Consider the following 23414-nt stretch of genomic DNA (forward strand, 5'->3'; position numbering starts at 1 on the left):
ATTGATTGAGTAACAAATTTATTGTTTTGAGTCTCTTAAACAAATTATTTATGAAATAATTTCTGTGCTAAATTGTTTGTCGTAAAGATTTTTATAGTAACCATTATCTTTTTTAAGCAGTTCTGTATGGCTTCCTTGCTCTACAATTTCACCTTTATCCATTACAATAATTGTGTCCGATTTTTTAATCGTTGCAAGCCTGTGAGCAATTACAATAGATGTTCTATTTTTAGTTATTTTATCTGTAGCATATTGAATCATTTGTTCAGAATGAGTATCTACAGAAGAAGTTGCTTCATCTAAAATTAAAATACTAGGTTTACTAACATAAGCACGTAAAAAAGCAATTAATTGTCGCTGACCAGAAGAAAGCATTGCACCTCTTTCTTTAACATTGTATTGATAATTGTTAGGTAAGCTCATTATAAATTCATGAATACCTATTTGTTTGGCTGCTTCTTTAACTTCTTCAAGAGAAATATCCTCATTTTTTAAAGTAATATTATTGTAGATGGTATCTGAAAATAGGAAAACATCTTGTAAAACCACTGCTACTTTTTTACGTAAAGAGTTGATCTCGTAATCTTGAACAGGAATAGTATCAATACAAATAGTACCGCTATCAATTTCGTAAAAACGGTTGATAAGATTTATAATTGTGGATTTTCCTGCTCCGGTAGCTCCAACAATGGCAACAGTATCTCCTTTTTTAACATTAAAACTAATACCTTTTAATATTTCTTCTCCTTTAATGTAGCTAAAACGAACATCTTTAAAATTAATATTTCCTTCTAAAGATTCTGCTGTAATATTTCCATCTTTATTAATTGAGCTTTCTGTGTCAATTACTTTAAAAACACGTTCACCTGCTACAATTCCCATTTGTAGTTGGTTAAATTTATCGGCAATTTGACGAAGTGGTCTAAATAACATCTGAGCCATTTTGATAAACCCAATAATAGCTCCCACTGATATGGCGCTATTGTCTATTACTTGTAACCCTCCATACCATACAATTAACCCAATAGCAATTGACGATAAAATTTCAGCAATAGGGAAGAAGATAGAGTAGTACCAAACTGTTTTTATATGTGCTTTTTTGTGTTTGTTGTTAATCTCTACGAAATTTTGGTATTCAATTTTCTCACGATTAAAAAGCTGAACAATTTTCATTCCTGTAACTCTTTCCTGTACAAATCCATTTAGGTTTGCTACTTGATTTCTTACATCTTGGAATGTTGATTTTATCGCTATTTGGAAAAGTTTGGTAGCATAAATTAAAACAGGTAATGTTACCAATGCTATTATAGTTAGTTTCCAGTTGGTAAATGCCATAACGATAATTACCACTATCATTTTAAGAATATCACTAACAATCATAAAAACTCCTTGAGTAAAGAAGTTTGCAATGGTTTCAATATCAGAAACTACTCTTGTAACTAGTTTACCCACAGATGAATTATCAAAATACCCCATTTTAAAATCGAGTATTTTTCTAAATGTTTTTGTTCTAATATCTTTTATAATATGCTGTCCTACCCAATTTGCATAATAAATAAAACTAAACTGAAATAATACTTGAATAAGCAATACAGCAAACATTGCTATTGTATAATATAGTAGGGTTGTTTGATTTTTGTTTGCAACAAAATCATCAATAGCAGTCATTAATATAACTGGACTTAATACAGCAAAACCAGCAAGTAATATTGTAGAAGTTGCTGCTATAATAAATCGGGTGCGGTATTTTTTTGCAAAACTCATTAGTCTTACAAAAATTTTAATGTCAAATGCTTTTCCTGTTGATGTACTCACTATATATAATCGTATGCTACTTTTGTTAAAAATAATCCTTTTGCTGGAACAGATGTTCCTGCATTGCTTCTATTTTTACTTTCTATGATTTTTCTAAAATCGTCAATTGTAATTTTTCCTTGTCCTACATCCATTAAAGTTCCAACAATTGCTCTTACCATATTACGTAAAAACCTGTTAGCACTAATATGAAATGTTAATTCATTTCCGTTTAAAACCCATTCTGCATTGGTTACTTTGCAATTAAAAGTGTAAACTTCTGTTTTTACTTTTGAAAAACACTCAAAATCTTCATACTCATATAAAATAGCAGCTGCTTGATTCATTAAATCAAGATTCAATTTTTGATTGTATAATTGCCATGAACTATCTAATAAAAAAGGATTTCTACCAAGCCAAATTTTATATTCATAACTTCTGCTACTAGCATCAAAACGTGCATGGGCTTCGTTGTGAACTAATTTAGTATTAAATATAACAATATCATCTGGTAAAATAGAATTTAACCTGAAGGCAAAATTGTCGTCTAGTTTTTTATCAGTGTCAAAATGTGCATACATTTGAGAAGCATGTACACCAGCATCCGTTCTACCAGCGCCAACAATACTTATTTCTTCTCTAAGTACTGTGCTAATAGCCTTGTTTATTTTTTCTTGAACTGTTATTGCGTCTGGTTGTACCTGCCAACCATGATAGCTTTTTCCGTTATAAGCTAACTCGATAAAATACCTCAAATAAAATGAAATTTTAAAAAGCTAAATTATGAAATTATAAACTTAGTTTTATGGCTTAAAAAAATAAAATGCTCTGATGTTATTTTATATAATAATCAAGTGTTTTTTTTAAGTTTGTATGTGCTAATATTAGAGATTTGTTAGTTTTGTTGTAATGAAAAAAATCTTATTACTTTCCGATACCCACAGTTTTATTGATAATCAAATTTTAAAGTTTGTAAAACAAGCAGATGAAGTTTGGCATGCTGGTGATATTGGTGATTTAAAAGTTACTGATACTCTAAAAAAATACAAACCTTTAAGAGCGGTTTATGGTAATATTGATGATAAAGATGCAAGAGCTGAGTTTCCTTTGGATAATAAGTTTGTTATTGAAGGTGTTTCTGTGTGGATTACTCATATTGGTGGATATCCTAATAAGTATAACTTAAGAGTTAGAGAAGAGTTAAAAAGAGAACGCCCAAAGCTTTTTATTTGTGGGCATTCTCATATTTTAAAAGTTCAATTTGATGAAAAACTTAAGTTATTACATTTAAACCCAGGAGCTGCTGGGAATCATGGTTTTCATAAAGTAAGAACTATGTTGCGTTTTGAAATAGATAAAGGAGTTATTACGAATATGGAAGTAATTGAATTAGCTCACAGAGGATAAACTACCATATTCTTTTTGTTGTTGTATTGGAACTAGTATAAAAACTTCTGTTCCTTTATCAGGTTCTGAATCAATGGCAAGTTTACCGTTCATCATTTTGATACGAGCTTCTATTTGATTTAGTCCAATACCATCATTAATAGAAGAAGATGAGGTAGCAAAACCTACCCCATCATCTTTGACAAGAATAGTTAGTTGATTATTCTCTGCTTTTAATATGATTTCTGCGTTATTTGCATTACTATGTTTTATAATGTTATTTATTAGTTCTTGAATAACATTAAATATTTTAATCTCAAATTCCTGATTATATCTGCTAATGTTATTTGCTTTAACTTCAAAAGCTAATTCACTATTTGAATATTTTTTGACAACATCTTTTAAAGCATATTCTAAACCAAATTTTAATAGAATTGAAGAGATTAAATTATGTGATAAATCTCTTACCTTTTGAGAGGCTTCTAAAATAATTTGTCTAGTTTTTTCAATTTCTTGAGGAGTATCTCCGTTGAATTGTTTTTTGGTAGCACTTAAATGCATGTTAGCAGATGATAGTAATGCACTCACATTATCGTGTAAAGTTTCTGCTATTTGTTTTCGCTCTGTTTCTTTACCGTCTATGGTTGCATTTAATATTTTTATTTGTGCGTCTGACTTTAACTTTTCTATACTTTGCTGTTGTAATAAGTCCGACTCTGAAAGTTTTAATTGTAAGTTTCTTTGTCTTAGTTTGTAATTATATACAACAACACCAGAAATTACTATAATTAATAAGCTTAGAGCTCCAAAGAGCAAAGTTGTTTTACTGTCTTTAGCTTCAAGTAATTTTCTTTGTTCTTCTGCAAAAGCAGTTTTTTCTTTTTCAATATCTAGTTTACTTCTAGCGTAAATTTGTTCAATTGTTCGTCTAATTTCTTGATCTCTCAAGTCATCTTTAATTAGATAAGATTTTTCTTGATAATCATAAGCTGTATAGTCTTTAAGCATGTACAAGGCAAATGCAAGATTGTAATATAAATCTTCTTTGAATTTTATTGATTTAGAACTATTATCTTTTTCAATTAAATCCAGTCCTTTAAAATAAGTCTCTTTTGCAGCTGAATAGTTTTTCTCTAATAAATAAATATTAGCTAAGTTTCCAAGAGCAGCAGCTTCATCAATTTTTTGATTTTGAGATTTATGTATAGTTATAGATTTTTGAACATAAACTTTTGCAGAGTCAAACATATTTTTTTCAAGAAACAAACCTGAAAGATTATTGAAAACTCTAGCTTTAACTGAATTTACTTCATTGTTAAATGATGGAATTTCAATTACTTTTTTATAATATGTGTTAGCGCTATCTTTCTTCTTGAGTTTATGATATAAACTACCTATTTTTAATAAAACTTCAGCTAATGAATTGTCCTTTCTGTATACTTTGTTTTTTAACTTTATTTCATTAAGAAAAATATTTTCCTCCTTAATAATTTTTAATGCTTCTTTATAATAAATAAGACTTTTCTCATTATTATTTAGCTTGAAAAAAATGTCTCCTAAAGTTAAGTTTATTAAGTATTGATACTCGTCTTTTTCTTTTTTATGCTTATTTAAGAAACTTAGTCCTAACTTAAGAGATTTAACATATTCTTTATCGTTGAATAATGTTTTTATTTTTGTGTAATTTTTATTTTTTATACTATCATTATTAATGCTATTTGAATAATTTTTATTAATAAAAACTAATTGAAATAGAATTAAAAAAAGGAAGTTGTTTTTTTTAAAAATAAATTTATTATACAAAATCTCCATTGTTTATTATGACTCTAGGTTTGTTTTCAGTTGATAAATATTGTTCCTGACTTTTTCCTGAATATTTATGGTTAACAAAATCTAATTTTAATATATTTTCAGATGAGACATTAATCGTTCTTGAAAAGTCTTTTTGTTTAGAGTCTCCCTTAGATAAATGAATTTCATAAGTTTCGATATTTTCATTATAAACAAAGTCAGTAGCTACATTGTCATTAACTTTAAAATTTAACTGAAAAGTACCATCATTATTTTTTGTAATACTATAGGAATTTAAAAATTCAGTGACTCCTTTCTTTGCAAAGGTAATATTTTCATCTTGGACAGATATTTTGGTTCTTTTTCCTTTATTAGATTCTAAAAAACCAATTTTTAGTTGATCGTTTTGGATGGCAAAGTCATTGCTGTGTTTACTTGCTGTGTTATGATTTGCTTCTGATAATATAATTTCATTTGACAAGTCTACATTTTTGACTGTAGTAACCTCTGTATTGTTAGTAGTGTTAAAGTCAATAGAATAAGCGCCATTGGCATCTCTTTTTAGGGTGTACGACTTTAATAAATTTTCTTGAGCGTTGTTGATAAGACCTTCATTTTCATTAGAAGAACAAGATCCAAGAATGATACTTAATGCTAGAATAAATGGAGTGAATTTGTTCATGATGTAATGTTTTAAATTGTTATTTTATTTAAGGGGGGTGAAAAGAAAAAGCGGTGTACTAAATATAGATAGTGTCGGGGGACGCTCTATTTTAGGGGGTATAAAGAAAACAAAATGAAGGGTTTTTCTAATTTGTGCTATTGCAAACACGTACACCGCTATGTTTTAATATTTTATATTGAGTAGATAGTTATTAGCGACGCACACCATAAAGTGTATTGTATAGATTGCGGGGGACATTTTCTTTTATTTGGGGGATTAAAGAAAAATAATTGAAGGGTTTCTATACCTATACTATGTTGTTTTTTACAGCGTACATCGCCAAACCTACTACATTTTTAACTTTTAATTTTTTGTACAGATTTCTACGATACGTTTCTACCGTTTTAATACTTACTTTTAAATGTTCAGCTATTTCACTTGAACTTTTTTCTAAAGCTATTTGCTTCAATACCTCAAGCTCTCTCTCCGTCAAATCATTATGAGGTGCTTCTTGCTCTTCTGCTTTAGATTCAGACATATATAATTCTAGTAATTTACTTTTAACATCATCACTAAAATATTGAACACCATTATAAACAGTCTTAATTGCATCTATAATATGGTCGCTAGCACAGCTCTTGTCTACAAATCCGTTAGCGCCTAGTAGTACCATTTCCTGTACTAATTTCGGATCGCTTAGACTTGAAAGTATTATCGTTTTAATTTTTGTATTACGTTGTTTAAACGTTTTTAAAACTTCAATACCATCCATTTCTGGCATATTAATATCTAAAACCAAAACATCTGCATGGTTATTAGCCGACCAATTGACTACTTGTCTTCCCGTTAAGGAATAGCCTTCAATTTCAATATTGTCTTCGGTATTTAATAAAGCGATAACTCCATCTATTAAGATTTTGTGGTCATCAGCTATGTGAACTTTTATCTTGTAATCCATCGTTGTTACATTTACAAATCTATAGTATATAAGCGGTGCGTACAATACTCAATACCCCTAAACGTATCTCAGGGTTTTCCCTATCTGATTAGGGTTAACCCTATTTTCTTTAACATTTCTTTAACGTTTAAACTTCTAAGGCTCAAGGAGTGAGTATATAACAAAAATAAAAAACCGAGATTAAGAATCTCGGTTTTTTCGCACTAAATATACTAAGATGTTAGGTTTATCGTAATCTATCTACAGATTTTACAAGATCTTCATCCTTCTTAATGGCTTTATTTGCTAAAACTAACAGCAAAATAACAATGACAGGAAAGAACATCCCAATACCTTTCTCAGAAACTAAAGCTTCTCCAGATAATGTTTGTGATAGATATATCAATATTCCTAATAAAAAAAGGTTTATCAATATGTTTAAGCGCCCTAATACAAATTGTAACTGACGATTCTTAAATAAGAATAAGGTTACAATAGCTAATATGGCTGAAGTAAAAAATAATACAGGAGTCACGTTTTCTAATATAGAAGCTCCAGAAAATAAATCCATTATATATATAGGAGTATTATTCTTTGCATTAGTCCATAAACTAAAAACAGAAGTTAAACCGCCAGAAATAATTGCGGCTACTAATAAATATATAGATTGTATTCTTTGTATCATGTTTTTTATTGGGGTAGCAAATGTAATATTTCTTTTTTTAAAAAGAAATATTACAAGTTAAAATATTTGTATATATTTGTCGTATAAGTAACCGCGCATTAAACTATTATATAGCCCCTATATAATATAGCAATCATTAAAAAACTTAATAAAATTCAATTCTTTTCTATAAATAAAAGAATTATATAACTTAATTATTTTTACGAATGTTCGAAATTTCGGAATTAAAAACTAAAAAATTAACAGACTTACAAGCCATAGCTAAAACTATTGGTTTAACTAAAGTAAGCCAGTTAAAAAAATTAGATTTAGTTTATAGGATTTTAGACGCACAAGCTGAGGCCGGTGCTAATGAAGCAAAGCCAAAACCAAAAGCTGAAAAGACTAAGAGAAAAAGAATAGCTAAGACTGAAACTGAAACTGCTGATAAAAAGCAGGTTGAAAAGAAAGTTGTAGAAAAAACAGAAGCTAAAACTAAAAAAGAAAAAGTAGAGGTTCCTGCAAAAGCTGTTGAAAAGAAAACTGAAACTAAAAAAGAAACTGTTGCAAAAAAGAGACCTGCTGAAGCTAAAAAGCCAGTAGCTGCGCAAAAAAAGCAAACTTCTGAAGCTAAACAGCAACCTGTTGAAGACAAAAAACAGCACCAGCATTCAAATAGTAACAGACAGCAGCAAAGAAATAATAGAGGCAATAAACCACATCATAAAAACCAGAACTCTAATAAACAACACCATAAGAGTGGGAATAAATATAGAGACCCTGATTTTGAGTTTGATGGAATTATTGAAAGTGAAGGTGTATTAGAAATGATGCCTGATGGATATGGTTTCTTACGCTCTTCAGATTATAATTACTTATCATCTCCTGATGATATTTATGTATCTCAATCTCAAATAAAATTATTTGGATTAAAAACAGGAGATACAGTTCTTGGAAATGTACGTCCACCAAAAGAAGGAGAGAAGTATTTTCCTTTAATTAGAGTATCAAAAATAAACGGATTAAGTCCAAATATAGTTAGAGATCGTGTTTCGTTTGAACACTTAACACCTTTATTCTCTGAAGATAAATTTAATTTAGCAGAAAAAGGTAGTTCTTTATCTACAAGAATAATCGATTTATTTTCTCCTATAGGAAAAGGGCAACGTGGTATGATTGTAGCACAGCCTAAAACTGGTAAAACAATGTTATTAAAGGATGTTGCTAATGCTATCGCGGCAAATCATCCAGAAGTATATCAAATTGTTTTATTAATTGATGAAAGACCAGAGGAGGTTACAGACATGAAGCGTAATGTTCGTGGAGAAGTAGTGGCTTCTACATTTGATGAACCAGCTGATAAACATGTACGTGTAGCAAATATAGTTTTAGAAAAAGCAAAGCGTTTAGTTGAGTGTGGTCATGATGTTGTTATCTTATTAGATTCGATAACTCGTTTAGCTAGAGCATATAATACTGTTGCTCCTGCATCTGGAAAGATATTATCGGGAGGTATTGATGCTAATGCATTACACAAGCCAAAGCGTTTCTTCGGAGCGGCTCGTAATATTGAAAACGGAGGTTCATTAACTATTATAGCTACTGCACTTACTGAAACTGGTTCTAAAATGGATGAGGTAATCTTTGAAGAATTCAAAGGTACTGGTAATATGGAATTACAGTTAGATCGTAATATTTCTAACCGTAGAATTTACCCAGCTATTGACTTAATTAAGTCTAGTACACGTCGTGATGATTTATTATTAGATGATAAAACAGTACAACGTATGTGGGTATTACGTAAATACTTAGCAGATATGAACCCAGTAGAAGCGATGTCGTTTATTAACGAAAGAATTAAATTCTCTAAAAATAACGAAGAGTTCTTAATTTCTATGAACGGATAATTTTTAGATGAAATAGATATAAAAAAACCTGCTTTTATAGCAGGTTTTTTTATTTTGGATATATGATTTTATTTAATGGAAAGTCGAATTTATTAAGGTCTTCAATTTTATCAATTGGTTTGAAAAAGTTAAGCCCAATAGTAAAAACATCTTTTTTACAATCTGATAAAAAGCGATCATAAAACCCTTTACCATAACCAACTCTGAAATTTTGCTCGTCAGAAATTAATAACGGAACAAATACGAGGTCTATTTTTTTAACATCGAATTCAATAGCGTTGATAGGCTCTGGAATTCCATATTTATTAATTTCTAATGTGGTTGAATTGTCAAAAATATAATGTTGTAAAGTGTTGGTTTTAAAATCACTTTTACTAATAATAATTGTTTTTTTTTGTCTTCTTAAAAAGGCAATAATAGGGTAGGTGTTAATTTCTTTTTGTTTTTCTATAGGAAGAAAAATATGGATGTTTTTATAGGTAGAAAAGTCAATTTCGAAAAGTTGAGTATAAATGTTTTGTTCAAAATTTTCTATTTCTGATTTTGATAAACTTTTCCTTTTTTGTTTGTAAATGTCTCGAAGGTCTTTCTTTTTCATCTCATTATGAATTATGAAGTTCCTCGCGTAATTTTTTTGTCAAACTTTTTACAACTAAATCATAGGAATGATCTATGAGTTCAAAAGCAAGCTTATCAGAAACATCGTTGTTTAAATGAACAGTATTCCAATGTTTTTTGTTCATATGCCAACCAGGATTTACACTATCGTATTCTCCTCTAAGTTCTAACGACCATTCTGGATCGCATTTTAAATTCATTTTAGTGTCTCCTTTTTCCCAACTATCTAAGCCTACTAAAGCAAACATTTTATTCATTACTTTAAATACTAAAGTAACCTCATCAAAAGGAAAATGTTCTGTAACACCTTTTTTATTAATGCAATAATCTCTTAGTTGTTCTATATCCATAATTTATTTCAAAATACGTTCGAGTACTGTTTCGGGATGTTTTAATTCGGTAAAACCATATTGTGTATATAAACCATGAGCATCTTTAGTTTTTAACATCCAAGTACCACACGATTCTAGCTCTTTTGCTTGTGTTATAGTAGCAATTAATTTTTTTGAATACCCATTACCTCGATGTTCTGGTAAAATGAAAACATCCATCAGATAAGCAAAAACAGTATAATCCGTAGCCACTCTTGCAAAACCAATTTGTTCTCCATTTTTATACACTCCAAAGCAGAGACAGTTTTCAATTGTTTTTTCTATTTGAGCCAAAGTTCTTCCTTTTCCCCAATACGAATTGGTTAAAAAAGAATGAATTACATCAATTTGAAGTAGGTTTTTATCTGTAGAAATAGTTATCATTTTTTGTCCTTTTTATATTAGCAATACTATTTAAGTATACTCCTTTTTAGAAGTAAATATTTTGTAAGGTATGAAGATAATTGAAACTAATCCAAATAATAGAGAAAAGTACTTAATAATACTTATAAAAATAAAAAATAGTAAGCCATCACTAACGTCACTATTATCCATCATAATTTGATATTCTTTTATAAAACTGGCATTTCTAATAAAATAGTAAATCCAAAGAGAAAGAGAAGATAGTATTATGAGTTTAAAGTACTTGTATAGTTTGTTTAGTGTCAATGTGATACTTATTCTATAAGTTTTTGATTTTCTGAAGGTAATTCTAAAGAACTGTAATCTAACTTCCATCCAATAGTTTCAACTAGATTTTCCATAAGAGTAATAGCATCTAAAGCCTCTTTGTTAGCAGTTTGCATTAAGTTACTTTCTGGAATTTTTTGAAGTATATGTTCCTTAGCTTCTTTATTAACTTCGGTTAAATCTTCTGAGCTAAACTTATTTAACAAACCATTTTGAATATCATAAAACCGAAGGTTGGGCTCTATAGAAAAAACTTCAGGTTTAGGGAATTCCGATAAAACCAATGTCTTTTTTTTAGTATCTGTTTGCACAACAATTTTTCTAAAGTCAAAACCAATATGAACTTTAGCATTAATTAGTATAATTGCCTTTTTCTTACTAGTAAATAAACCAAGGAATTTCTCTTTAGTGTTTTCATGATGATAAATTTCAGCAAATTCTCCTTCAACAGTAATCAGTTTAGATACTTTCTTAATTTTATCTAATAGTACAACTGATTGTTTTTCTGTTAGGTTTCTTTTACTAACCGAAGAAAATTTTTGAAAAATAAAGTATGAGGCTACAGCACCGCCTATCAAGCCTAAAAAAAGTAATTCCATAGCCACGAATTTACAGAAAATCTCTTAATATTCTATTTTGCTAAAACAAACATTGCTAAGAGGCTTTCTAGGAAAATATAGTTGTTTAATTTTAACTAAACATTTTTTTTATTACCCAAGCTGGACCAATTAATAAAAATTGTAAATCTTTAATAAATGAAGGTTTAGCTCCTTCAACTTTATGTCCGTAAAACTGACCAATCCAAGCTATTACGAATATAGCTATTGAGGTATATAGTAACGGAACGTATTTTCCTAAGTAGAAATTTCCTACAATACATAGAATAGAAAAAACTAACATTTTTAGAAACATTGAAAAAGATAATCTCAAGTAAAAAATTAATACGAGTACCAAAGCTACGGTAGCCCAATTTTCAATAAGAGGATTGTTTAATTGCAATAAATTACTTAAAAATTGAGAAGGAATACTCATGAATATTCCTACAATGCTAAAAAATATTGCAGGAACACAAATAAAATGGATCGTAATGTTTGTTTCGTTTTGATGGCTAACTGCATAATCATCAAACCATTGTTGGAGTGTTTTCATATTGTGTACGTTTAGTTGAAACAATTAGGAAGTCTCATAACTACGAATTTACACAAAAAAATATATTTTCAGTAAAAGCAAAAAACTCATGCGTATCGTTAAATACGACATGAGCTTTAGAACAACTATTACCCTATCATCTAACTAATTATAGTTGTTTACAAACTAAAAATGAGTTTTTCTAATATTTTAATAATGAAATAACCTTAATATAAAGACTACCATTTTTTATGATTGTTTGTATATCTAACTAGTCTTCCTTCTTTTAACTCTTGTAAAAAATCGCAGCTTGTAAGTCTCAACATTAGAGTGTTGTCTTCTAGAGTATAAGTATCATGAATATCTCCTGGTAGATATACATTACATTCTCCAGCTTTTAAAATGTAGTCGTCTTTTTGAACTATATCCATGGTGCCATCGGGGTGAAAAACACGATTAAAAAGTCCCATTTTGGATTGACCAATTACCGTTGAGTAAATTACCCAACCACTTCCATGATCATGCGGAGGGCTAAATTCTCCTTTTTTTTCTACATGTCCCATTAATATAAATCCGTGTTCTTCACTTCTATATATTTCTTTAAAAGGAAGTTGTTCTTTTAGTAGTTGATCTACCCAACTCTCCCCAATACAATTTTGAGTTAGTTCTTCTACTAGTTCTTTACTTTTTTTAGTTAAGTCTGAAGTTAGAGGTCCCCATACTTTTGATAATTCTTTTATAAAATGATTTAAAGATTCTTGCTTCATAATTCGATGTTATTTTTCTTGTTAAGTTTTATTGTTGATGTTGTTTTTAAATCAAAAACTTAGCGAATAAACCGTAGTTTTCTTTTTTGATTTTGTATGGTCCAAAGGCATCTAGGTTTGAACCTATTCCTATAGAAATATTATTAAAACTTAGCCCAAGTCTTAAGTTAAGGTAGCTTCTGTTATGAGTATCTTGTCTTATGTTATGATTATATAAGAATTGAATTCTGGTATATAAGTTGGTTTTTTTCGATAAACGAGGTTTGTATTCATATAAAAAAAGTGCCTCAAGACTTTTGTCGTCTATTAAATCAATAGATGGAGCTAGGATTAGTAACATTTCCTTACTTACATAAGCATAATTTATACCTAAAATTGGATGAATTCCATCAATAGAATTTGTAGCTATTCCTCCTGAAATACTAAGGTTTTTAGCCACTTCATAGTTTAGTGTGGTGGAACCAACAAACACAACATTTTTATCTTCATAAAACTGTGAATATGTAAGCATATTAAAAACGCTAAACTTTTCCATTTTTTTTAATGGTCTCATAAAGACATTTTGAATACTTAAAATTTCTTTAGAAGCAAATACTTCAAAATCTATTGGAGGATTTATAGGTAAAAACTCTTCTTGTGAAGGCGACTGAGCAGAAATACTAATTGAGAATCCTATTAAGATGATACTAAAAGTTAACTTGACTTGCTTTAAGTTAATTTTCATTTAATTATAATTTTTAATTGAGATTATTCTTGTGAATGGCTTGATAAATTTGATGAAGGTTTATAAAGCTCTATTAGCTTTCCATATTTTAACTTTATTCACGTACATAAATAATACAGGAACAATAACAAGTGTTAGGAATGTAGCTACTATTAATCCATAAATAACTGTTTTAGCTAATGGTCCCCAAAAGACAACATTATCTCCACCTATGTAAATATTGGCGTCAAATTCAGAAAATAGTGTAAAGAAATTGATGTTTATACCATAAGCTAATGGCATTAGTCCTAATACTGTGGTAATAGCTGTTAATAGTACAGGACGTAATCTTGATTTTCCTCCTTTGACAATCATTTTAATAGTTTCGGTTAAGTCAAGAGTATTCTTATTAGAAATATTAAGTTGCTCCTTTTTTCGATCTATCAAAAGCTGCGTATAGTCTAAGAGAATTACACCATTATTTACGACAATACCTGCCAATGAAATTATGCCTAGCATGGTCATTAATATTACAAACGAAGCTCCAGAAATTAGAATTCCACCAAAAACCCCTATAAAGCTTAAGAAAACGGCAATCATGATAATTCCTGGCTTTGTTACTGAATTAAATTGATAGATGAGAATTAAGAAGATAAGTGCCAACCCAGTAAAGAAAGCTCCCATTAAAAAGGCCATTTCTTTCGCTTCTTCTTCAATTTGTCCGGTGTAGTCTATAGAAACACCTTTTGGAAGGTTTATAGACTCCATTTCTTCTCTTATTTTTGTTACTACTTGACCAGCATCTGTAAAACCAGGAGCTAATGATGAGTACATAGTAACAACTCGTTTTGAGTTTTTATGTTTAATAGCACTAAAACCTGAGGTATTTATTTGTGATGCAATGGCAGAGACAGGAACTTCTTTTATTGCTCCAGAGTTTTCATCTCTAAATGTTATATTCTGATTAAATAAAGCTGAGGTATTATATCTGTTGTCTTTATTGAAACGAACATATATATCGTAATCATCTCCGTCTTTTTTGTAAATACCTGCTTTAGTACCAAAGATTGAAGACCTTAACTGCATTCCTAAATTATCGGCATTAATCCCTAATTCTCCTGCTTTTTTACGATTGATAATAACCTCTTTTATAGGTTTTCCTTTATTAACATCAATTTTTAATTCAGCTATACCAGGAATGCTTTTGGTGTTAATAAAATCCCTCATAGTTTCAGCAGTTTCAATTAATGTTTCGTAATTTTTACCTGAAAGTTCAAGGTTTATAGGGTAACCCGCTGCAGGACCATCAATGTTTTTTTCAACAGAAATGGCAACACCCGGATAAACACCAACAATGGCTTCTTGAATTTCTTTTCGTAAACTTCTTGAGTCTAACCCATTTCTATATTTAAATTCTCTCATTGTTAAGGTAATTTTTCCTTTATGAGGAAGTTCTGTATCTGAAAAACCGTCTACTTGATGATTTCCTGCACCTCGACCTACCTGAGAAACTACAGATTCAACAAGTTGGTTTCTAGATTTATCATTAGGGTCTAAATATTTATCTTGGTTTATTATTTGATAAATACGGTTTTCAATTTTTTTGGTAATGGTATTTGTTTTTGTAATATCTGTTCCTTGAGGATATTCTATATATGTTATAATCTGAAAAGGAATATTATCTGGAAAGAATTCAATTTTAGTTTTGCCTTCATCTACTGATGCTCCAAACATCATAAAAATTATGATTAATAAAGCGAATGTTCCAGAGAGCGTAATTGCTGGCATTTTTTTACTTAATACTTTAATAAGCATACGTTCATACCAAGTTTCTATCGTAGTTAAAATTTTAGTTTGAAAGTATATAATCATTTTAGAGAATAAGAAACGATATCCCCATAACATTGCTGTAGAAAAAAGTAGTATTACACCTAAACTTCTTACTTCTTTACCTACAATAAGAATTAGAATACCTACAATAACTAATATAATTGAGGTTTTAACCAGTTGTTTTAAAGGAATCTTTTTTTCTGTAGTTTTCATAAACCGAGAAACTAACATTGAATTGATAAAGATGGCAACAAAAAGAGACGAACCTAAAACAATAGATAGGGTTACAGGGAAGTAAATCATAAATTCTCCCATTTCTCCAGGCCACATACCTAATGGAACAAAAGCAGCTACTGTTGTTGCTGTAGATATAATAATTGGAAAAGCTATTTCTCCAATACCTTGTTTTGCAGCTTTAAAGCGAGACATTCCTTCTTCTTCCATTAAACGGTATACGTTTTCTACTACTACAATTCCATTATCTACTAGCATACCAAGTCCCATTACCAGTCCAAACAAAATCATAGTATTTAAGGTATAGCCTAATAAGTCTATAATTATAAAAGATAAGAACATAGACATAGGAATAGCTAACCCAACAAATAGCGCATTTCTAATTCCTAAAAAGAACATTAATACCCCAACAACCAGCATAATACCAAATATGATATTGTTTACTAAATCATCTACTTCAGTCATTGTTTTTTGTGACTGATCATTTGCTAATGTTATTTTAATGTCTTTAGGAAGTACATTTTCTTGAGCATTTTTTACCAGAACTTTGATTTTATCTACAGCAGCAACCATGTTTTGTCCAGAACGCTTTTTTACTTCTAGCATTACTACTTGGCTACCGAATTCTCTGGCAAAAGTTGTTTTGTCTTTATCTTTAAAAGTAACTGTAGCTATATCTTGTAAATAAACGGACCCATTATCTGATTTAACTACAAAATCATTAAGGTCTTTTGGAGATTTTACTTCTCCTATCATTCTAATAGTACGTCTTTGTCCGCTATTAATTAAATTTCCAGCTGAGATTGTTATGTTTCCTCCTTTGATACTATTAATTACATTGTTGAAGCTAATCTTAGCTGCCATCATTTTGTAAATATCTACGGCGACTTCTATTTCTTGGTCTTCAGCACCTCTGATATCTACTTGTTTAATTTCAGGTAAGTTCTCTATTTCATCTTCTAAGTATTCTCCAAAATCTTGTAATTCATTAACCGGATAATCTCCAGCAATATTTATGTTTAAAATAGAAGCTTCTTCTGCAATATTTATATTAAAAATATTAGGTTCTACCTTAGCTCCGTTAAAAGTAGGCCAATCTTCACTAGCTGTTTTTCTATCTACTTCGTCTTTTACTTTTTGTTTAGCTCCTTCTATAGTAAGTTTATCATCAAACTCTACAATGAGCATCCCAAAATCTTCTTGCGCTGTAGATTTTATTTCTATTACATTACTAACGTTTTTAAGTTTTTCTTCTAAAGGGTCAATAATTAACTTTTCAATATCTTCAGCTGTATTTCCTGGGTAAATAGCACTAACGTAAATTTTAGTTTCTTTAATTTCAGGGAAATTTTCACGGGGCATGCTTGAATAGGCAATCAAGCCTAGACCTAATATCAGAGCAATAATAACCCAAACAGTGGTTTTGTTTTCTATAGCCCAAGAGGATAACCCAAATTCTTTATATAGTTTATTGTTTTTTTCCATCTTATGAATTAATTTTTTAAGATTTTCACTTCTTGTCCAGCTTTAAGTTTTCTGGCTCCATCAAGTACTACCTGGTCGTTATTCTCTAAACCTTCTATAACTTCGATTAAGTTTTCTTTACTATTTCCAGTAACAATTTGCCTTTTCTCAACAAACTCTTTTCCTGCTTTGTTTTTTACAATAAATACGTTTGGTATATTATTACGGTCTTCAGAAATAATATTCTTAGGAATTAATAAGGCAGATGAGTTATTGTAATCGTTAATCTTTAATTGTGCAGTTAGATTGGGTTTGATTAATCCTTTTTTATTTGCAATAGGAACTTCAATAGAAAATGTTCTGCTTTCAGGATGGATATAATTACTTACTTGACGAATTTTAGAAGTAATGGTTTTTCCTAATGTTGGAATATTAATTTCAACAGGTTTTCCAATAGTTATTTTTTGAATATAACTTTCTGGGATATCAGCCTCTATATACATGTTTTGAAGATTGACAATTCTGAAAACTTCCGAGCTAGCTCCCGGACTAACAATAGTACCTTGCTCTTTTATAATGTCGTCAATTATACCAGAAAAAGGGGCTTTAATTTGAGTTTTAGAGTACCTCTCTTTTAATTGTTGTAGGGCTTTTTCTTTCGACTCATAATTTGTTTTGGTTTGTAAATATTGAATTTCTGATCCAATCTTTTTTTTCCATAAGTTGGTTTGACGTTCAAATGTAGTTTTTGCTAAATCTCTTTGTACTTCAAACTGACTAATTTGCTGTGAAAATCCCCCATCGTTTATGCTAGCTAATAGCTGCCCTTTCTTTACATATTGCCCTTTTTTTACATAAACGTGTTCAAGTAATCCAGCTACTTCAGGATATATTAATACATTTTTTTTTGTTTCTATATTTCCTTGAATTTCTAAATAATGATTGAAATTTTCAGGAGTTATCTTTTTTACTGAAACCAAATCGATTTTTCTAGAAGTGTCTAACTTATTTATTTGAGACTCTATTAATTTTAGCTGTTTGATAATTTCAGACTTTTGCTTCGAAAGTTCAGCTTTTGACTTTTGAAGTTCAGCTAAGTTTTGTGTATTATGATTGGATTTTTTTTCACCTCCACAGGATATTAAAAATGCTGTTACCAATGTTATATATATGTATCGTTGCATAATTTTATTTGTTTACTAATGATTCTAATTCTATTTTTTTACTAATAAGGGTTTGGATAGCTTGTATGTATGCCTGTTGTGTTGCGTATAATTGTGTTTGAGCTTGTCTTAATTCAAAACTTGAAGCAATTCCATTGTTGAATTTTGTTTGATTTTTATCGGCTATTCGTTCAGATAAGTCTAAATTTTGTTTTGTTGTACTTAACTTTTTAATAGCTAAATCAAAAGCCTTTTTTGCTTGAGTAAGTTTTAGAGATAGTTGTTGTTGTGTTTCTTTTAAAGCTGTTTTAGCCTGAAAGACTTCTATTTTTTTTCTTTTAGTACTAGCGCTACGTTTAAAAGAGCTAAAAATGGGTATATTTAAGTTTACCAAAAATAAATTAGAGGTTAACATATCTGTGGTGCGAAGTGTCGCATTTAAATTATTACCATATCCAGCAATAGCTGTTTGAAAGGATACATCTAAAGAGGGAAGAGCTTTTGATTTTTCAAGTTTCAATTGTAGCTCTTTTGCTTTTACCTTGTTTTGTGCAATACGAAAGTCAATATTGTTGTTTAAACCAATTTCCGAATTATTCAAAGTGTTAGAGGTATACTCAGACAGTAGGTATTCTAAATTGTCAGTTAACTGAATAGAAGTATTAATATCTTTACCTATTAAAACCTTAAGCAAGTCTTTGGCTACTTCTTTTTGATATTCAATACTTATTAAATTATTTTGAAGTTCTCCGAGAGTTATTTCAAGTTGCTCTACATTTTCTTCCTCTACTAAACCATTTAGTAGCATTTCTTTTGTTTCGTATAAGTTTTTTTTCAGATTGTTTATGTTCTGATTAGTAATAGCAGTTGCCTTTTTAGCAACTAAAACATTAACAAAGGCTAGTGTTACTTGTTCTTTAATTTTTGTGAGTGATTTTTCTTTTTGGTTTTTAGAAATTTCTAAGAACACTTTAGCCGATTGAAGTGCTACTAAATAAGAACCATCAAATACTTTTTGTTTAATGGTTATGGTACCATTTGCATTGTGTTTAGTGCCAAAGGCAATAGGAACAAAATCTTTATCTGGTTGTTGTGCTACTACTCCTGGAATTAAACTTAATTGTTGTTTTAACCAATAATTATAAGTAGCATTTGCATTTATTTGAGGAAGTCCTTCAGCTGTTGTTTCCCACTTTCTTTTTAATGCTATTTCTATATCTTTTTGAGAAATAATGATATTTCTATTATGCTCTTTTGCATAGTTTATAGCTTCTTTTAAACTAAATTTATCTTGTGCCTTTATTGTGACAGAAAATAAAATAAGAACTATTAGTACTGTTATTATCTTATAAACCTTCATATTTGCTTTTTTCTAATTGTTGGTACAAAATTAGAGAGCATGGAGAGGTTAATTAGTTCACAAAAGTTGGTTCTTTATGTACTTTTTTACAAATGAGACTTGTTGAAGTTTTGTTAATGAAAAAAGCTCATGGGTATAGTTAAATACCACATGAACTTTCAAAAAGGGGCTATCAATAATTAAACCTATTTTTTTCTACCTACAAATCTTAATACAGAGGCTTTAAATTCACTTTTATTACCTTCTAATAAAATATCTGTTTCAACTTTTAATTCGATGATTTCATAATTTGGAAAATCTCTTAAGATACTTTTCTTATCATACAGATAAGGAATCTCTTGTGGTCCTTCTTTGCTAATTTTTGGGTGGTCTGTACTAAAAGTTTCAATAATTAAAAGACCTCCTTTTTTAAGATGCTTATCCATTTTTTTATTTATGTCAATGCGCTCTTGTCCAGCAAAATGAATAAATAAGAAAGCTATAGCATCAAAAGATTCTTTAGGGTATGAAGCATTTACAATATCTTGTACAGTATAATTAATATTTACATTATTTGCCTTTGCTAATTTTAATGCTTTTTTCTTAGCTTCAGTACTGTAATCGTAAGCCGTAACATCCCATCCTAGTTTGGCAGCAAAAACTGCATTTCTACCTTCTCCTTCACCAGGAAATAATATTTTACCAGGTTTATGTTGAGGTAATATTTTTGCTAAATATTTGTCAGGTTTTTTACCATATAAGTATTCATCTTTGGCGTATTCTTTATTAAAATATGCTTTTAAAAACTCAGCTTCAGATACCTTTTTTTGTGGAATTAAAAATGCCTCTATTATGTATTGTTTAGAAAGTAAATTACTGTTGATTTTAAAATCGACAAAACCAGCTTTTTTTAATTCTTGAATAACATCAGATTCTTTAATTCTCATCTCATATGATGGACCATCGGTAATTGATTTATCTTTTTTATAATCAACTATAATTAGTTTGCCATTTGGTTGCATTCCAAACTTCACCTTTTTAAAATAATCAACCCTATTTTCTATATGATGATAAGTGTCTACAATTAATACGATGTCTACTTCTTCCTTTTTTAAATCAGGTGTGTTAAAAGGAATTTTTCTAATTTCCATTGCTTTAGAAGAAACCTTTTTCTCTTTCCTTTTATGGTTTAATATTTCTATAAAATCATTATCAACATCTGAAGCAATTACATTAGCCCCAGCATCTACCATTTTAAAAGAAAAATAGCCAGTACCAGCACCAATATCTAATACTTTTTTATTTTTTAAGTCACCTATTAGAGCTAAAACGTCTTTAGGCTTTTGCCAGCTATCTCTATCTTTTGCATCTAGATGTTTAGCAAGTTCTTTAGCTGGTAAATGTTTGTGATGTCCATGTTTACCATGTTTTTGAGCATTACAGTTTACACCAGTAAATGTTATTAATACAAGACAAAGAAGATTGGGGATTGTTAATTTACTCTTTGTTTTTTTCATGTTATATTGTTCTTATGTTTTGAGATACAAAGGTTTGTTTTTTGTAAAATCCTCTTTGTTTCAAAAAGTAAGTTTATTATGTACTTTTTTACAATTTTAACCTATTATAGTAAATTCCCGAATTTAATACCTAGGTATATAGTTCTAGGAGCTGAAGGGCCATAGATATATTTTGGCCAGCGATTAAGCCCCTTATCAAAGTCATTTTGATAACTATTAAATATGTTTTTTACACCAGTGTATATTTGTAAAGTTGTTTGTTTTAAAGTAATATTTCGACGTAATTTTATACCTAAATCCAAAAATTGTTTAGAGGTTCTAAGCTCTTGTTTTGGAAAGTGTGGAACTAACATTTTTCCTGTATAGTTACCATTAGTTGAAATGGTCCATTTTTGAGACAAGTTCCAATCAAGCATAAAATATCCATAGTGATTTGGTGTTCTGAAAAAACGTTTTTCATTGAATGCTTGAGGTTGTTCATATTTGCTGTTCTGAATTGTAAAACTAGCTTGAAAACTAATAGCTTCAGAAGGCACTATTTGCATTTCAATATTTATTCCTTTTACTTTTGCTTCTTGATTTGAGTTAAACCTAGTTGCGGTAATAACACCATTGTTGTCAGGAGTAGAGTAACTAGTAGCAAAAGGATTGTTTATTTGGGTGTAAAAACCTTCTAAAAGAAAACTAAGGTAGGTGTTGTTTATCTTTTTATTAAAATCTAAAGAAGCTGTATAACTATTACTCGTTTCTTTGTCTAAGTTTGCTCTTACCTTATTTACAATACTGTTAGAACCTGATATTTCTATGTGTAAATCTTCATCACGTAATTCAGGGGAGCGATAGCCTTTTGAGTAGCTTAGCCTAGCTTGCAAATATTTTTTTAAATCATATTTTAATGTAAATCTAGGACTAAACACATTTCCTGATTTATTAAAACTATTATGTTCTCTATCTTTTACTTTATAAGAGTCAAAACGAGCGCCAAATGATGCCTTAAACTTGTGCCAGTTGAAGTCGTATTGAGAAAATATAGATATTGTATTAGTTCCTTGGTTTGCTACTACTATATTTGTGTTATTTCCTATTAAGTTAGGGTTTGTTTCTGAATGTAATATTTGATTATCTGTAAGTATAGCTCCATTGTTTTCTAGTCCAAATAAGACGCTATTTTTTTCAAAATTTAATTTATACTGTGTACCAAATACATAAGATTGCTCTCTTATATTTTCATAAATTCCATAAGCTGTTCTTAAACCTCTAAAAGCATCAGCTTTTAAAGATTGTCCTAAAAGATAAACTGATAATAAGTTTTTCTCTTTAACATATTGTTCATAATTTATTGAAGCGGTAGAAATATTATGAGTTACAGCCGCAGCCATATTAGCTTTATTTACAGGGATGTTAAAATCTCCACCTCCTCGACGGTCTTCTTTTAAGTTAAAAAAATCAATAGTTAATTTTCCTTGTTCGTTTAATTTGTGAAATAGACGAGCTCCTAGAGTAGTACTGTTTAGCATAGGGATTTCTGAAAAGCCATCATTGTTAGCATCAAAAGCTTTTCGGTCTCTATGAAACCCAAATAAAGTAATTCCGGTTTTGTAATCATCGGTAACTAAAGAACCGTTAAAATTGGTAGAGTATTCTTCTGAAACTCCACCGGTATTTTTTAAACCAGCTCCTATAAAAGAAGTATTTACACCAATTTCAAAAGAATTAAAATGAGGGTCTTTTAGTATAAGGTTAACGGTTCCTGCTACAGCACCAGTTCCATATATTGTAGAGCCTCCACGTCTTATGTCTACTCGGTCTAAAATACTAGTAGGAATCATTTCTAAGCCAAAAACACTAGCAAAACCTTTAAAAATAGGGCGGTTGTTTACTAATATTTGTGAATATTCACCTCCTAAGCCATTCATTCTTAATTGAGGCCAACCACTGTTAGCACAATTAGTTTCCATTCTAAGTCCTGGCGAACAGTTTAAGCTTTCACTTATAGTAACCGATTGGATTGCAGTAAAAAGCTTTGAATCTAAGGTATTCACAATAGTTGAAGTTTTTATCCTTTTAGAAATTTTATTGTTTCCTTCAATGATTACTTCGTCTAATTCTTGTTTACTTTCCTCAAATTCGAAGTTTAAAATATAGGTTTCTCCCGATTTTATTTCTATTGTTTTTTCTTGGGTTTTATAACCCATAGATTGAGCAACTATAGTTTGTTTTCCACTTGGAACATTTATAAGTTGATAATGTCCTGAATTATTTGTGATATCTCCTACAGAGGTGTTTTTTACGCTTACTGTTACATACGGTAAGTGTTTTCCTTTGTTAATTATATGTCCAGAAATTATTGTTTCTGATTGATTAATTTGACCATAGTTTATCTGATAAAATGCGAGTAAAATAAATAAAAAGATTAATGAAAGTTTATTCATTTGTTCTAGAATTAA

General features: G+C 29.6%; 20 protein-coding genes. 2 read left to right on the forward strand and 18 right to left on the reverse strand.

Features of this window, described 5'->3' with window-relative positions:
- Positions 1–48 precede the first annotated feature (48 nt).
- Both Q0958_RS15545 and truA read right to left on the reverse strand, forming a co-directional pair.
- Positions 49–1764 (reverse strand): ABC transporter ATP-binding protein, encoded by a 1716-nt coding sequence (locus Q0958_RS15545; protein ID WP_299124661.1) that lies wholly within the window; start codon positions 1762–1764, stop codon positions 49–51.
- Between the two features lie 50 nt (positions 1765–1814).
- Positions 1815–2549: a tRNA pseudouridine(38-40) synthase TruA gene (gene truA, locus Q0958_RS15550; RefSeq protein WP_299124663.1), complete on the reverse strand. Its 735-nt coding sequence runs from the start codon at positions 2547–2549 to the stop codon at positions 1815–1817.
- A gap of 154 nt (positions 2550–2703) precedes the next feature.
- Between truA and Q0958_RS15555 the strand changes: the two genes are divergently transcribed.
- Positions 2704–3201, forward strand: a complete 498-nt coding sequence (locus Q0958_RS15555; protein WP_299124665.1) for a metallophosphoesterase family protein — start codon at positions 2704–2706, stop codon at positions 3199–3201.
- Here the strand turns inward: Q0958_RS15555 and Q0958_RS15560 are convergent.
- The 4 genes from Q0958_RS15560 to Q0958_RS15575 all read right to left on the reverse strand — a co-directional run bounded on the left by Q0958_RS15560 (position 3184) and on the right by Q0958_RS15575 (position 7257).
- On the reverse strand, positions 3184–4992 hold the full coding sequence (locus tag Q0958_RS15560) for an ATP-binding protein (protein WP_299124667.1): 1809 nt from the start codon (positions 4990–4992) through the stop codon (positions 3184–3186). The two genes, Q0958_RS15555 and Q0958_RS15560, sit on opposite strands and share 18 nt — an antisense overlap.
- Positions 4976–5653 (reverse strand): hypothetical protein, encoded by a 678-nt coding sequence (locus Q0958_RS15565; RefSeq protein WP_299124669.1) that lies wholly within the window; start codon positions 5651–5653, stop codon positions 4976–4978. Before Q0958_RS15565 ends, Q0958_RS15560 begins: the two co-directional genes overlap by 17 nt.
- 289 nt (positions 5654–5942) lie before the next feature.
- Positions 5943–6593, reverse strand: coding sequence for a response regulator transcription factor (locus Q0958_RS15570; RefSeq protein WP_299124671.1), 651 nt, complete (start codon positions 6591–6593; stop codon positions 5943–5945).
- A 226-nt stretch (positions 6594–6819) separates the two neighbouring features.
- Positions 6820–7257 carry a DUF4293 domain-containing protein gene (locus Q0958_RS15575; RefSeq protein WP_299124673.1) on the reverse strand — a complete coding sequence of 146 codons (438 nt, stop codon included), beginning with the start codon at positions 7255–7257 and terminating at the stop codon, positions 6820–6822.
- A gap of 206 nt (positions 7258–7463) precedes the next feature.
- Here Q0958_RS15575 and rho point away from each other — a divergent pair, with 206 nt between their 5' ends.
- On the forward strand, positions 7464–9143 hold the full coding sequence (gene rho, locus Q0958_RS15580) for a transcription termination factor Rho (RefSeq protein WP_299124675.1): 1680 nt from the start codon (positions 7464–7466) through the stop codon (positions 9141–9143).
- A 49-nt stretch (positions 9144–9192) separates the two neighbouring features.
- Here the strand turns inward: rho and Q0958_RS15585 are convergent, their stop codons facing one another.
- The 12 genes from Q0958_RS15585 to Q0958_RS15640 all read right to left on the reverse strand — a co-directional run bounded on the left by Q0958_RS15585 (position 9193) and on the right by Q0958_RS15640 (position 23399).
- On the reverse strand, positions 9193–9741 hold the full coding sequence (locus tag Q0958_RS15585) for a 5-formyltetrahydrofolate cyclo-ligase (protein ID WP_299124679.1): 549 nt from the start codon (positions 9739–9741) through the stop codon (positions 9193–9195).
- Between the two features lie 4 nt (positions 9742–9745).
- Positions 9746–10111 carry an MmcQ/YjbR family DNA-binding protein gene (locus tag Q0958_RS15590; protein WP_272150138.1) on the reverse strand — a complete coding sequence of 122 codons (366 nt, stop codon included), beginning with the start codon at positions 10109–10111 and terminating at the stop codon, positions 9746–9748.
- Between the two features lie 3 nt (positions 10112–10114).
- On the reverse strand, positions 10115–10516 hold the full coding sequence (locus Q0958_RS15595; RefSeq protein WP_299124686.1) for a GNAT family N-acetyltransferase: 402 nt from the start codon (positions 10514–10516) through the stop codon (positions 10115–10117).
- 293 nt (positions 10517–10809) lie between these two features.
- Entirely contained in the window at positions 10810–11421 is a 612-nt protein-coding gene (locus Q0958_RS15600; protein ID WP_299124689.1) for a DUF4230 domain-containing protein, read from the reverse strand.
- A 91-nt stretch (positions 11422–11512) separates the two neighbouring features.
- Positions 11513–11971 (reverse strand): Mpo1-like protein, encoded by a 459-nt coding sequence (locus Q0958_RS15605; protein WP_299124692.1) that lies wholly within the window; start codon positions 11969–11971, stop codon positions 11513–11515.
- A 218-nt stretch (positions 11972–12189) separates the two neighbouring features.
- Entirely contained in the window at positions 12190–12717 is a 528-nt protein-coding gene (locus tag Q0958_RS15610; protein ID WP_299124695.1) for a hypothetical protein, read from the reverse strand.
- A gap of 46 nt (positions 12718–12763) precedes the next feature.
- Complete coding sequence (locus Q0958_RS15615; RefSeq protein WP_299124697.1) at positions 12764–13441, reverse strand: hypothetical protein; 678 nt, start codon at positions 13439–13441, stop codon at positions 12764–12766.
- A gap of 60 nt (positions 13442–13501) precedes the next feature.
- A complete protein-coding gene (locus Q0958_RS15620; RefSeq protein ID WP_299124699.1) occupies positions 13502–16969 on the reverse strand; it encodes an efflux RND transporter permease subunit in 3468 nt (1155 codons plus the stop codon).
- An 8-nt stretch (positions 16970–16977) separates the two neighbouring features.
- Positions 16978–18132 (reverse strand): efflux RND transporter periplasmic adaptor subunit, encoded by a 1155-nt coding sequence (locus tag Q0958_RS15625; RefSeq protein WP_299124702.1) that lies wholly within the window; start codon positions 18130–18132, stop codon positions 16978–16980.
- Between the two features lie 4 nt (positions 18133–18136).
- Complete coding sequence (locus Q0958_RS15630) at positions 18137–19471, reverse strand: TolC family protein (RefSeq protein ID WP_299124704.1); 1335 nt, start codon at positions 19469–19471, stop codon at positions 18137–18139.
- A 185-nt stretch (positions 19472–19656) separates the two neighbouring features.
- Positions 19657–20967, reverse strand: coding sequence for a methyltransferase domain-containing protein (locus tag Q0958_RS15635; RefSeq protein ID WP_299124705.1), 1311 nt, complete (start codon positions 20965–20967; stop codon positions 19657–19659).
- A gap of 104 nt (positions 20968–21071) precedes the next feature.
- Positions 21072–23399 carry a TonB-dependent receptor gene (locus Q0958_RS15640; RefSeq protein WP_299124707.1) on the reverse strand — a complete coding sequence of 776 codons (2328 nt, stop codon included), beginning with the start codon at positions 23397–23399 and terminating at the stop codon, positions 21072–21074.
- Positions 23400–23414: the final 15 nt, after the last annotated feature.

The organism is uncultured Tenacibaculum sp., from assembly GCF_947499065.1.
GTDB lineage: Bacteria > Bacteroidota > Bacteroidia > Flavobacteriales > Flavobacteriaceae > Polaribacter.

Coding starts and splice junctions, on each gene's coding strand:
- Q0958_RS15545 (WP_299124661.1), bottom strand. CDS start 1,764: ATGAGTTTTGCAAAAAAATACCGCACCCGATTTATTATAGCAGCAACT.
- Q0958_RS15555 (WP_299124665.1), top strand. CDS start 2,704: ATGAAAAAAATCTTATTACTTTCCGATACCCACAGTTTTATTGATAAT.
- Q0958_RS15560 (WP_299124667.1), bottom strand. CDS start 4,992: ATGGAGATTTTGTATAATAAATTTATTTTTAAAAAAAACAACTTCCTT.
- Q0958_RS15565 (WP_299124669.1), bottom strand. CDS start 5,653: ATGAACAAATTCACTCCATTTATTCTAGCATTAAGTATCATTCTTGGA.
- Q0958_RS15570 (WP_299124671.1), bottom strand. CDS start 6,593: ATGGATTACAAGATAAAAGTTCACATAGCTGATGACCACAAAATCTTA.
- Q0958_RS15575 (WP_299124673.1), bottom strand. CDS start 7,257: ATGATACAAAGAATACAATCTATATATTTATTAGTAGCCGCAATTATT.
- rho (WP_299124675.1), top strand. CDS start 7,464: ATGTTCGAAATTTCGGAATTAAAAACTAAAAAATTAACAGACTTACAA.
- Q0958_RS15585 (WP_299124679.1), bottom strand. CDS start 9,741: ATGAAAAAGAAAGACCTTCGAGACATTTACAAACAAAAAAGGAAAAGT.
- Q0958_RS15590 (WP_272150138.1), bottom strand. CDS start 10,111: ATGGATATAGAACAACTAAGAGATTATTGCATTAATAAAAAAGGTGTT.
- Q0958_RS15595 (WP_299124686.1), bottom strand. CDS start 10,516: ATGATAACTATTTCTACAGATAAAAACCTACTTCAAATTGATGTAATT.
- Q0958_RS15600 (WP_299124689.1), bottom strand. CDS start 11,421: ATGGAATTACTTTTTTTAGGCTTGATAGGCGGTGCTGTAGCCTCATAC.
- Q0958_RS15605 (WP_299124692.1), bottom strand. CDS start 11,971: ATGAAAACACTCCAACAATGGTTTGATGATTATGCAGTTAGCCATCAA.
- Q0958_RS15610 (WP_299124695.1), bottom strand. CDS start 12,717: ATGAAGCAAGAATCTTTAAATCATTTTATAAAAGAATTATCAAAAGTA.
- Q0958_RS15615 (WP_299124697.1), bottom strand. CDS start 13,441: ATGAAAATTAACTTAAAGCAAGTCAAGTTAACTTTTAGTATCATCTTA.
- Q0958_RS15620 (WP_299124699.1), bottom strand. CDS start 16,969: ATGGAAAAAAACAATAAACTATATAAAGAATTTGGGTTATCCTCTTGG.
- Q0958_RS15625 (WP_299124702.1), bottom strand. CDS start 18,132: ATGCAACGATACATATATATAACATTGGTAACAGCATTTTTAATATCC.
- Q0958_RS15630 (WP_299124704.1), bottom strand. CDS start 19,471: ATGAAGGTTTATAAGATAATAACAGTACTAATAGTTCTTATTTTATTT.
- Q0958_RS15635 (WP_299124705.1), bottom strand. CDS start 20,967: ATGAAAAAAACAAAGAGTAAATTAACAATCCCCAATCTTCTTTGTCTT.
- Q0958_RS15640 (WP_299124707.1), bottom strand. CDS start 23,399: ATGAATAAACTTTCATTAATCTTTTTATTTATTTTACTCGCATTTTAT.